At 61.2% G+C, this 11800-nt stretch carries 10 protein-coding genes and 1 tRNA gene; 2 read left to right on the forward strand and 9 right to left on the reverse strand.

Annotated elements, in window-relative coordinates:
- Nucleotides 1-24: 24 nt before the first annotated feature.
- The 5 genes from BBBR_RS07740 to BBBR_RS07765 form a co-directional block, all read right to left on the reverse strand.
- A complete protein-coding gene (locus BBBR_RS07740) occupies nucleotides 25-219 on the reverse strand; it encodes a hypothetical protein (RefSeq protein WP_003830075.1) in 195 nt (64 codons plus the stop codon).
- 165 nt (nucleotides 220-384) lie between these two features.
- Complete coding sequence (locus BBBR_RS07745; protein ID WP_003830074.1) at nucleotides 385-927, reverse strand: MarR family winged helix-turn-helix transcriptional regulator; 543 nt, start codon at nucleotides 925-927, stop codon at nucleotides 385-387.
- 244 nt (nucleotides 928-1171) lie between these two features.
- Nucleotides 1172-2122: an ROK family glucokinase gene (locus tag BBBR_RS07750; protein WP_003830071.1), complete on the reverse strand. Its 951-nt coding sequence runs from the start codon at nucleotides 2120-2122 to the stop codon at nucleotides 1172-1174.
- Nucleotides 2123-2403: 281 nt separating this feature from the next.
- A tRNA-Asp gene (locus BBBR_RS07760) sits at nucleotides 2404-2480 on the reverse strand.
- A 177-nt stretch (nucleotides 2481-2657) separates the two neighbouring features.
- Nucleotides 2658-4463: an MFS transporter gene (locus BBBR_RS07765; protein ID WP_003830067.1), complete on the reverse strand. Its 1806-nt coding sequence runs from the start codon at nucleotides 4461-4463 to the stop codon at nucleotides 2658-2660.
- A gap of 534 nt (nucleotides 4464-4997) precedes the next feature.
- On the opposite strand from BBBR_RS07765, the gene ettA reads away from it, so the two are divergent.
- Together ettA and BBBR_RS07775 are read left to right on the forward strand one after the other, a co-directional pair.
- Nucleotides 4998-6677 carry an energy-dependent translational throttle protein EttA gene (ettA, locus tag BBBR_RS07770; protein ID WP_003830062.1) on the forward strand — a complete coding sequence of 560 codons (1680 nt, stop codon included), beginning with the start codon at nucleotides 4998-5000 and terminating at the stop codon, nucleotides 6675-6677.
- 216 nt (nucleotides 6678-6893) lie between these two features.
- Nucleotides 6894-7799 carry an acyl-CoA thioesterase gene (locus BBBR_RS07775; protein WP_003830060.1) on the forward strand — a complete coding sequence of 302 codons (906 nt, stop codon included), beginning with the start codon at nucleotides 6894-6896 and terminating at the stop codon, nucleotides 7797-7799.
- A gap of 76 nt (nucleotides 7800-7875) precedes the next feature.
- Here the strand turns inward: BBBR_RS07775 and BBBR_RS07780 are convergent, their stop codons facing one another.
- From BBBR_RS07780 to folE, 4 genes are all read right to left on the reverse strand, one after another.
- A complete protein-coding gene (locus tag BBBR_RS07780) occupies nucleotides 7876-8403 on the reverse strand; it encodes a DUF3180 domain-containing protein (protein ID WP_014484163.1) in 528 nt (175 codons plus the stop codon).
- Nucleotides 8404-8496: 93 nt separating this feature from the next.
- A complete protein-coding gene (folK, locus tag BBBR_RS07785; protein ID WP_003830057.1) occupies nucleotides 8497-10041 on the reverse strand; it encodes a 2-amino-4-hydroxy-6-hydroxymethyldihydropteridine diphosphokinase in 1545 nt (514 codons plus the stop codon).
- Between the two features lie 11 nt (nucleotides 10042-10052).
- The gene (gene folP / locus BBBR_RS07790; RefSeq protein ID WP_003830054.1) at nucleotides 10053-10931 is read right to left on the reverse strand and encodes a dihydropteroate synthase; all 879 of its coding nucleotides are present in this window, start codon (nucleotides 10929-10931) and stop codon (nucleotides 10053-10055) included.
- A gap of 196 nt (nucleotides 10932-11127) precedes the next feature.
- On the reverse strand, nucleotides 11128-11787 hold the full coding sequence (gene folE, locus BBBR_RS07795; RefSeq protein ID WP_014484165.1) for a GTP cyclohydrolase I FolE: 660 nt from the start codon (nucleotides 11785-11787) through the stop codon (nucleotides 11128-11130).
- Between the last annotated feature and the right edge of the window lie 13 nt (nucleotides 11788-11800).

Raw genomic sequence — 11800 nt, forward strand, 5'->3', positions numbered from 1 at the left:
GCCAACCGATACGCGGCAGGCGAACTATTTGACTTCCCGCAATTCCGGCGGACGGCGAGTGGAGAAGCGGAACATGAGTGCGGCGAGAATCACGCCAAGCACCGCCATGCCGGTGAACACCATCATGCTTTGCGGGAAAGCGGTGAAATAGGAGTCGGCGGCATCCGCCCCATTGTTCACGGCGGCGGCCGAAAATCCAGAAATCAGCGCGCTGGCCACAGCAGTGTCGTTGGCTGCGTTGCTGACTGTGTTGTTGGTCGCGTTGTTGCTGGCGTTGCTGACTGTGTTGCTGCATCGTTCATAAGATTTGCCCTCCCCTCCATTCGTTCGTTTTCGGTGTTGCCGATGGGCTGGCCGCCGGTTGTACCGATTGTTTTCCGATTGTTACCGGTTGTTGGCGTCCTGCTGCATGAGTCGCAAGGCTTCGGTCAAGGTGCGTACCGTGGTTTCGCACTGGTCCGAGGTCAACCCACCCAGCAGTTGGCTCAAACGCGCGTGATATTCCTCCACATAGATGCGGCGGATATCTAAGCCGCGTTCGGCGAGCGTAAGCGTCACCGCGCGGCGGTCGGTGGAGTCGGCGTGCTTGACGACCAGCCCGAGTTCCGCCAATTCGCCGAGGAGTTTGGTGATGCTCGGCGTAGTGACGCCGAGGAATGCGCTGACGTCGCCCACGCGCGCGGTGCCGGTATCTTGCCCATTCGGTTCGTTGATATGCCAGACGGCGTCGATCACGTGGACATAGCGCGGTTTCATGCCTTTCGGCAATGCCGGCATCAGTTCGGTGATGGTCTTGGCCTTCCAGCAGGCGTCTATAAGACTGCGTACGTCATCCACCGGCAGCTGGCCGGGCTTGGACTTGGTCGCGGACTCAGTCGCGGACTTGGTTTCGGTCTGGGATTCGCTCATCGCTGACCCAACCTCCATTTAGTTACCAATAGTCATTACCTTTAGTAAGGGTATGTGACCTCTAGGCAAACCCAACGACCCATTCACTCACGTTGGGTTTCGCCATTTTCGGGAGAAAAACAACAGTGCGGTGATTCCCATAACGAGAATCACCGCACTGTACTGTTCGCGATTGTTTACGCGTTGCTATCTGCGTCGTGCGCGTTATCTACGCACCGCCATCTGGGTCACCGCAAGACCGGACGCCTTGCGGTCGGCTGCGTCAGCGAAGAGCCAGATTGGCGGCACCGATGAGGCCGGCGTCCTGGCCGGCGGTGGCGGCGACAATCTTGGCGTGAGCGCGGTAGGCGCTGCCTTCCAGGAAGCGCTGGTAGTTGTAGCGGGCCGGCTCCAGCAGGATGTCGCCGACGGCCACCACGCCGCCGCCGATCACGAACAGGTCCGGGTCGAGCACGGCGGAAACGGCGGCCATCGTGCGGCCGAGCCATTCACCGATCTTGCCGAATGCGTACAGGCCGAGTACGTCGCCTTCCTGAGCTGCCTGGGAGACCATCGGGCCTTCCAGCTTGGCGATGTCGCCGCCGCACAGCTCCATGAGGCGCTTGGCATCCTGCGGGCGACGGCGCACGGCAGACTTGGCGAAGTTCTCCAGTGAGGTGCCCGAGGTGTAGCGCTCAGCGCAGCCGCGCAGGCCGCAGCCGCAGTGGTCGCCGTCCGGGACCATCGGCAGGTGGCCGAGCTCGGCGGCCATGCCGAAGGAGCCACGGTAGAGCTGTCCGTTGAGCACGATGGCGCCGCCGAGGCCGGTGCCCACGGTCAGCGCGACCATATTGGAGCTGCCCCGACCGGCACCGTGCACGAATTCGCCCCAGCCGGCGCAGTTGGCATCGTTCTCGACGACGACCGGAACGGCATGGTCGATCAACGCACCGACGTGCTCAGACAGATTGTAATTGATCCAGGCCGGAATGTTGGCGGAGAAGGTGAGCGTCTTGCGATCCGCGCTCACATTACCGGCCGCGGAGATGCCGATGGCCTCGATATCGGCGTGGCCGGCGGCGACGGCTTCGCGGTAGATCTCGGCGATGTGCTTGTTGATGGCGTCGGCGTCCATCGGCGTGGGGACGCGCCAACGCTGGATGATGCTGTCGTTTGCATCGCAGACGGCAGCGGCGATCTTGGTTCCGCCGATATCGATGGCGAGCGTGGTCATGGCTTACTCCTTGAAGACTTTCGTAACGTACGAGATAGCGAAAATAGTAGTGAGCCGCCATGACCTCCCACCGCGGATTTTCCGTGGTTCGTCATGCGTCGCAAACATTCCGCCGATGCGCTTCCTCATGCATTTCACCCGTTGCAAACGGGCGCCTCCCTTAACGCCGGCATCGGTGCGGACGGCGTGTCGAATCGGATGCATTCACTTTCACCGTCCTTGCGGACGGCATCGAAGAACGGCAGGAAACAAAAAACTCCCGACATGCATCGGGAGTTTGGTGGCGACCCCGGCCGGACTTGAACCGGTGACCTCCGCCGTGACAGGGCGGCGCTCTAACCAACTGAGCTACGGGGCCGTGCGTGCCTCGATGAGGCACAAAAGGATATGCTACAGCATCATCGAATCATGACACGCCGTCTGATACGTCGTTCCTTCCACCGGCAAACCGACCACAGGTGCGGTGGACGGTATGCGGACCATATCGTTCGACCGCGCACGACCGCACTCCCCATAAGACAGTAGCCGTCATGCGTCAACGCACGTTGTGCGACGACGCGGCACGACGCACGGCCACCGAGGCCAGTAAACCGATGAACAGCATGATGCCGGCGACCAGAAGCGTCCACTGACCTCCTTCGATGAACCCTGAAGTCATCGCATCGGCAATCTTCGGCGCCTCGTCGCCGAACCGGGCCGCCGGTCCATCACCGCTGCGGAACACGCCGATCACTCCACCCGCCGAACCGCTGACCGCCTGGGCCAGACCGTCGCCGACCTTGGCGGGCAGCCCGAGGGATTCGAGCCGCGCCGGCAATGTTCCGTTGACGGCCATGGCCAACGACGCGCCGGAGATGGCCGAACCGACGGCGGTGCCGAGCTGTCGAACCGTGGACTGGGTGGCCGACCCTTCGCCGGACTGCATGATCGGCACTTCGGAGAGCACCACGCTGGTCAGCTGCGCGGAGGCGAAGCCCAGACCCAGACCGTATGCGGCCATGGGAATAAGCTGCCACCACACCGACAATCCCACAGGCATAAGGACCGCGACCAGGGCGACGGCGATGATCTCGATCACAAGACCGAGTTGAATCACGCCGGCCGGGGTGAGCTTGGCGGCCATGACATGGGCCTGCGCACCTGCGACGATGGACCCCAGACCCATCACGGCCAGCATCGCACCGGCCTGCAGCGTGTTGAGCCCACGGGCGTTGATGAGGTACAGCGGCAGCATGAACACCAGCGCGAATTCGCCGGCGGCGATGGCCGCAGCCGCCAGATTGCCCCACGAGAACGTCCTGATGCGAAACAGGGTCATGTCCAGCATGACCGGCCAACCGGCTTTGCCCCGCGCCGACTCGAAGACGATGAAGGCAGCCAGCAGAAGCGCACCGGCGATCAGGCAGATCGGCACCGGCGACAACCAGTCTCGATTCCAGCTCAACCCGCCCAGCTTCAACTGCGTTGAGGTCTGCTTCCACCAGCCGTAGGTCTCGCCTTCAATAAGACCGAACACCAGCAGGGCCGAGGTCAGGGCAGACAGCACCACGCCCGGAATATCCACACCGACACGATGGGATCGGGCATCCCGTGCGGCATCCGCGGCGCCGGCGACCGAGGCGTCCCCACCGGTCTGCGGTACCAGGAAGATGGCCGACACAAAGACCGCGATACCCAGCGGCAAGTTCACTAGGAAAATCCAACGCCATCCCAGAGTCTCGGTGAACACGCCACCGAGCAGCGGGCCGAGGGCGGCGGCCGAACTCATCACCGCACCCCAGACGCCGAACGCCGCGGCACGGTATCTGCCGCGGAACAGGGCGGACACCGTGGACAGGGTGTTCGGCATGATCATCGCGCCTCCGATGCCCTGCAGCACACGGGCGGCAAGCAGCATCCCCGCACCCTGCGAGGCGGCGGCGAGCGTCGAACTCGCCACGAAGATCACTGTACCGACTTGAAACACCAGTTTGCGCCCCCTGGCGTCGCCCAACTTGCCGAAAGGCAGCAACAACGCGGCAAGCACGATGTTGTAGAGCGAGGTGACCCACTGGGCGTCGGTCAGGTTAATGCCGATGTCGGCGATGATGGTGGGAATGGAGACGTTGACGATCGAGCTGTCGAGCACGATCATGGCCAATCCCAGGGCCATCACCCACAGCGCGCCCCACGGCGGCGTCTGGGTAGGCAGTGGCGACGAGGCCGTCGGATTCGTTGAAGAGATCGAAGACGCATCGGCCTGAGTCTGATGCTGAGATCGGGATGCATGATCCATAACGGGGTTTCCTCTCATTGCCATGATTGCGGCGACCGACACGCCTATGCGCCATTCACGGTACATCCGCGGCCTAGACCGTCTCACCGGATTTCGCGGGACATTCCGGGCGTTCAGCCATGGGCGTAACCTCGGCGGATCACTGAAGAGAGGAGCACCAAAGACGGCCGCACTATTCCAGATGCGTCATTTCGAAATGAAAGCCCGGCAGAACGCCGGAATCGCAACGATCGACAAATCGCCAGACGATACAGGGCCGGGCTCTCGCTCAGGAAACAGGGCATGCCCAGCGCCCATTTACCGGCGTCGGCAATGACGGCATCGCCGCCACCTTCCACGTCTCCTCCTGATGACCGAATCGCTAATTCCCGCCCGCCAGAACCCCATTGCATCGTGTAGACGGGATATGGGATAATCCACAAGGTGCTTTTGCTTGGGACCGAGGCGCCGCGATGACACGGAAATCCAGGGACGGGCGGCATCAAACGGGTCGTTCGGAAACCCTCGAAACCGGCCGCGTCGTTCCACAGTGTGTCATCACGGAATCCAAGCCCGGCAAAACGTTGAAATTGCAACGATAAGACAGGATAAGACACTTATATGGCTGAATTTGTGTTTCAGATGATCAAGGCCCGTAAATCCTACGGCGACCGAGTGATCCTCGATGACGTGACCCTGAGCTTCCTGCCCGGCGCGAAGATCGGCGTCGTGGGCCCGAACGGTATGGGTAAGTCCACCCTGCTCAAGATCATGGCCGGCCTCGAGACCGTGAGCAACGGTGAGGCCACGCTGACCCCGGGCTTCACAGTCGGCATCCTACAGCAGGAGCCGCCGCTGGATGACACCAAGACCGTGGGCGAGAACATCAAGATGGCATTCGGCCCAATCGCCGAGAAGGTCGCCCGCTTCAACGCTATCGGCGAGGAAATGGCTAACCCGGACGCCGACTTTGACGCGCTAATGGAAGAGATGGGCAAGCTGCAGACCGAAATCGACGCCGCCGACGGTTGGGATCTCGACTCCCAGCTCGAGCAGGCGATGGACGCTCTGCAGTGCCCGGACCCGGATACCCCAGTGAACGTGTGCTCCGGTGGCGAGCGCCGCCGTGTGGCTCTGTGCAAGCTGCTGCTCGAGGCTCCAGACCTGCTGCTGCTCGACGAGCCCACCAACCACCTGGATGCCGAATCCATCCTGTGGCTGGAGCAGTTCCTGCACCAGTACAAGGGTGCCGTCATTGCCGTCACCCACGATCGTTACTTCATGGACAACGTGGCCGAGTGGATCTGCGAGGTCGACCGCGGCCACCTGTACCCGTACAAGGGTAACTACTCCACGTACCTCGAGACCAAGGCCAAGCGTCTTGAGATTCAGGGCGCCAAGGATGCCAAGCTGGCCAAGCGCCTGAAGAACGAGCTCGACTGGGTGCGCTCCTCCCCCAAGGCCCGTCAGGCCAAGAACAAGGCACGTCTGGAACGCTACGACCAGATGGAGAATGAGGCACGCAACAACAAGAAGCTCGACTTCTCCGAGATCCAGATCCCGGCCGGTCCGCGTCTGGGCTCCACCGTGCTGGAAGCCAAGCATATTCACAAGGCCTTCGGCGAGCGCGTGCTCATCGACGACCTGTCCTTCACGCTGCCGCGCAACGGCATCGTCGGCGTGATCGGCCCGAACGGCGTGGGTAAGTCCACGCTGTTCAAGACCATCGTGGGGCTCGAGCCGCTCACCAGCGGTGAACTGAAGATCGGCGATACCGTCAAGATCAGCTACGTGGATCAGAACCGCGAAGGCCTGGATCCGAACAAGAACCTGTGGGAGGCGGTGTCCGGAGGCCTCGACTTCATCGAAGTGGCCGGCGTGGAAGTGCCGACCCGCGCCTACGTGGCCAGCTTCGGGTTCAAGGGCGCCGACCAGCAGAAGCTGACCGGCGTGCTCTCCGGTGGTGAGCGCAACCGTCTGAACCTGGCCCTGACCCTGAAGCAGGGTGGCAACCTGCTGCTGCTCGACGAGCCCACCAACGATTTGGACGTCGAGACTTTGGAATCCCTCGAAAACGCACTGCTCGAATTCCCGGGCTGCGCCGTGGTGATCTCCCACGACCGTTGGTTCCTCGACCGCGTTGCCACGCACATCCTCGCGTGGGAGGGCGATGACGACAACCCGGCCAAGTGGTACTGGTTCGAAGGTAACTTCCAGGCCTACCAGGAGAACAAGGTGGCTCGCCTCGGCGAGGACGCGGCCCGTCCGCACCGTCTGCACAAGAAGCTCGTGCGCGGCTAAGCCCACAGCTAACCTGAGAACAAGGCATATTGCCTGTATTCATCGAAAACCGTCCTGAAAGGGGCGGTTTTCCTATAGCTGTGCATAACCGGCCGTTTACCTTCCAAACAGGCTCGTTACATTTCGCTCCTGAAACTCTTAACCCTCGCCGGATAGACTGCCAACCATACGTTGGAATAATAAAAACCGAATATCGAACAGGAATCGAGGAACACTATGGCTCAGGCGACCGCCGTCACTCCGCTGGATCATCTGGTGAAAGTGTTGAAGTTGGGTGAGCCTTCCGCTTACCGCAATCACACCTATATCAACGGCGAAAGCATGTACTTCCCCACCGGCCGCGTTTACGGCGGCCAGGTCATCGCCCAGTCGGTGGTCGCCGCATCCAAAACCGTCAACGCATCGCGTCTGCCACACTCGGTGCATGGCTATTTCATCGCCGCCGGCGATATTCGTCAGGATCTGCTGTTCGACGTGGAGAACCTGCGCGACGGCCGCTCGTTCTCGGCTCGCCGTGTCAATGTCACCCAAGCCGAAGGATCGATTTTGACTGCTATCGCCTCCTTCCAGGAAACCGATCAGGAAGGCGTGGAGTTCGCCGATCCGATGCCTGAAGACCTGCCTGATCCTGAAATGCTGACCTCCGCCAAGGAGCTTATGCAACCGTTCGCCGAAAAGTCGCCGTTCGCCAATTACTACGCCGAAAAGTCGCCATTTGATATTCGCCACGTGACACCCACCGTGATGCTGCGAGCCGATAAGGATTCCGCTGAGCATGATTCCGGCAAGCAGATGGTGTGGATGAAGGCCGACGGCCATGTCGATGTGTCGCAGGTCATGCACCGCGCGATGCTGGCACTCGGATGCGATCAGGTAATGATGGAACCGGTGCTGCGCCGAGCCGGGCTGTCGATTTCCACACCGGGCATCTCGTACGCTTCCATCGACCACTCGATGTGGTGGTATCGCGATATCGACATCAACGAATGGCACCTGTATGTGCAGGACACCCCGATTGCCGCACACGGCCGCGGCCTGGGCATTGCCAAGGTGTATGCGCGATCCGGCGAACTGGTGGCGGCCATCGCGCAGGAAGCCATGGTCCGCGTGCCGCAGAAGTAGACGAGTCTCGTCTGACTATTATTGCAACGGTCCTCTTTCTAGAAGCGGAAGGAGGACCGTTGCACGGATAAAGGGCTTATTGCCGGTATGCCTGAGCCATATCACGGCGACGCTTGGTCTCTTTCATTTTGGGATTCTCCGGCCCCTCGTTCGGCGGTAATTGGCACAGCCATTCGCCCAGTATGCCGATAATCATATCGGCGATGCACACAGCGGCAGCAATCGCGCATTCGGTGATGGCCTGGGAATAATACTCCGCCTCGATATGACCGATGCTCATCAGGATTTGGCCGCCGTACCAACCGGCAAGCCCCGCACCTGCCAGACCCAACGCCTTGGCCAGTACCAATGTATACACGGCGATGGTGGGGTTGATGAAGCTGTGCGGGCGCTTCTTGGGATCGGTATTGGCGTATTTATGCACCTGCAAGGCCATTACCAGCACGATGATGCCCAGCACGGCCAGCAACCCGGTCACAATCCATGGCGCACCAATCAGCGACAACCCTGAACTTTCGCCGTAGGAAGCCAGACCGGTGCCGGCCAACAGGCCAAGTCCGGTACCGATCACATACTGCCACCATGGCGTTCGTCGTGTTTTCACGTCCGGCCTCCTTATCTTGTACTCCACGTCCACCCTACCGGTTGAACCTGATTCACGCTCGCAGCATGATTGCATCAGAGGACGCGTCTCGCATCACTGCTGCGGCATCACCCAGTTGTCAGACAGCAGTCCGACCTGACCGGCATCCGGCGCCATAGCCAGCAGGAAGGACACAGGATCGCCTCCCAGCATGGCATCAGGATCCATGTCTAGCCAAGGGGCTAACACCGATGCGTGGCTGTGCGCAGAAGGCCAAGGAACACTGCAATTCGGCTCGTCGGAGGTCACGCCTTCCATATCAACCAAATCAAGATCGACCGCCAAATCATGAGCGGCCTCGATACTGCCCAACACGGCAATCAGGTCTGCCGCAGGCAGTTTGGTTTCGAGTTGCACCACCGCGCTCATGGCGTCCGGACCATCAAAATGACTGACGTGGTACAGCGGGGAAATGCCCTGCACCTGATTGCCGGGCACACTGTCAAGCGAGACGATGGTTTCGCGGAATATCTTTTCCGCATCATGCGATGCCGAATCCAACGAAACAATCGCCTTGCGCGAGACGGGTTTCTCATCCGTTCCCGCCGGCGGGAACTGGCTTGCGAAGCGAGACTGAGGGTGGTCTTCTTGTGCGCCGGCCGACAACCCCCAACCAGCAGGGGCAGATTCCTTCTTGCCCGCGTGGCTGCTCAGCATCCAATCTTCGCTTTCCAGCTGCACGGCATTGCGGTCTGGAGCGACCGCCAACAAACTGGCCACCGGTCCGCCGTGCGCACCTGCCAGCTTGGCATTGGGATTGAGCGCGGCCCATGGAGCCAGCACAAAAGCACGCTGCCATGCACGCGGGTGAGGCAACGCCAAATCGGGATCGGCGCTGGTAATGCCGTCATAATCGATGATGTCAAGATCCAAAGGCCTGGAGTCCCAATGGTTCTCGCGGATACGGCCATGATCCGCCTCAATGCCTTGCAATGCGGCAAGCAGCTCATGGCTGCCCATCTCAGTCTCCAGCTCCACTACGGCATTCAGGAAGTCCGGCGTGCCATCGGCCATACCCCATGCGGCAGTACGGTACAGCGGAGAAATACCGGTCACCTGCGTGCCGGGCAGTGCGTCGATCTCCCGCACTGCGGCCCGTAGCGTGGATTCCACCTCACTCACGTTGCCACCCAGCGCCACCACTGCGCTATGCATGGAAGGGATGACGGGGGAAACCACCGACGAAGCCGGTTCATGCAGCTGCTCCGACAAAGCTTGTTCCGCATCGCCGCAAGCCCCATCACGCACCCGAGTAATGGAGACGGACACATCATCGAACGCCACGACGATCGGCGCATGCGGCTTATGCACGGTGACGTCAATCTGCATCACAGCCGGTGCATCGGCAAGAATACGATCGGCGATGAGCTGAGCGAGCCGTTCGATAAGGCCCACATGAGGCCCCTCGATGACGGCGACGATATCTTTGGCCACACGGCCATAGTCGATGGTGTCGTTGAGATCATCGGATTGGCCGGCCCTCGTCAGATTAAGATGCAGCGTGGCATCCACGACGAACGTCTGCGGCCGCTCATGTTCAAAGGCGAGCACGCCGTGGGTGCCATTGGCATGCACGCCGGTAAGTGTGATGGTATCCATAATGCTGCTTTCTACGAGAGATACTGGCGCCAGATGTTGCCGGCTATGACGGCGGCATGGCTCTTGGCCACGTCATGCACACGTACGGCCCATGCGCCATGTTCGGCGCTGAGAGCCGACAGCGCAGCAGTCACATCGTCGCGCTGGGCCATGGTCGGCCCGTCCTCGCCGACTGCACCGGCCTCGGTGAGCATCGCCGAAATAAAGCGTTTGCGCGATTGACCAATCAGTACCGGGTATCCGGTGCCGCGGAAGGTCTCGAGGCCCGTCAGCAGCGGCAGGTTGTGCTCAATGCTGGGCTTGGAAAAGCCCAGACCCGGATCAATGATGATGCGTTCCGGCTTGACTCCAGCGGCCAGTACACCGTCAACCTGGCGCATGAGTTCGTCATGGACGTCGGTCAGCACACCATGCTCGTATACGGAAGTGTCCTGATCGGGGTTCGCCCCCTTGGATCCGGCAAGCCAGCCACGCCAGTGCTGCACGATATACAGGCAGTCATGGTCGGCAATCACATGAGGCAGATTCGCGTCCAGCGTACCTCCGGAGACGTCATTGATGATCTGCGCTCCCCCATCCAGAGCCGCTGCGGCCACGGACGCGCGGGTGGTGTCGATGGACAGCACCGCACCGGCCGGAATCAGCGCGTTGACGGCACCGGTGATGCGGGCCAGTTCATCCTCCTCAGACACTCGCTTGGCACCGGGACGCGTGGATTCGGCGCCGATGTCGATGATGTCGGCGCCGGCGGCCATCATATCGCGACCATGTTGTGCGGCCTTGGCCGGGTCCAACCACAGGCCGCCGTCCGAGAGCGAGTCCTCGGTGATATTGAGCACGCCCATCACCATGGTGTGCGATGCGTCGTGCAATGCTTGCAAACCAGTCATTGTGTTCCTTTCTGCTCCTGCTGGTGGGGGCTGCCCAGCCATAGGCTGACTGAGGGTGGTCGGGCTGTGGTTTACCACTCCCAGTCGGCTGTGCCGCCAGCCCCCGCCAGCAGGCGGCCAATTTATTGATGAGGTCTCTCCCTCAGTCAGCCTTACGGCTGCCAGCTCCCTCATCAGAAGGAGCTTGTCTCCTCCACTATTTATCCAGAATCAGGCTCATGGCCTCGGCTCGGGTGGCGGGGTTGCGCAGCAGGCCACGCACCGCGGAGGTCACTGTACGGGCGGAGGACTTCTTGATGCCACGCATCGACATGCACAGGTGCTCGCATTCAGTCACCACAATCACGCCGCGTGCGCCCGCATATTCCACCAGCGCATCGGCGATCTGCTGGGTCAATCGCTCCTGCACTTGCGGGCGGCGAGCATACACCTCGACCAATCGGGCAAGCTTGCTCAGACCCATCACTCCGTCTTTGGCCGGAATATAGCCGACGTGAGCCACTCCATGGAACGGGAGCAAATGGTGTTCGCATACCGAATACAGTTCGATGTCCTTGACCAGCACCAGTTCGTCGGTATCGACGTCGAAATGCTTCTCCAGCACATCGGCCGGCGAGGCCTGCAGGCCGGCGAACAGCTCACGGCAGGCACGGGCGATGCGGTCGGGTGTCTCCACCAGTCCCTCGCGCTCGGGATCCTCACCGATCGACTTCAGGAACAGGCGTACTGCCTGACGCACGCCTTCTTCGTCGTATGAAGATTCCTCCCGCTGGCGACTTTCGGACCCAGAACCACCCCCAGTCGGCTGCGCCGCCAGCCCCCGCCAGCGGGGGCAAGATTCTATATATTCGTTCATCTTCATCTCTCCC

This window comes from Bifidobacterium breve DSM 20213 = JCM 1192 (assembly GCF_001025175.1).
GTDB classification, from domain to species: Bacteria; Actinomycetota; Actinomycetes; order Actinomycetales; family Bifidobacteriaceae; genus Bifidobacterium; species Bifidobacterium breve.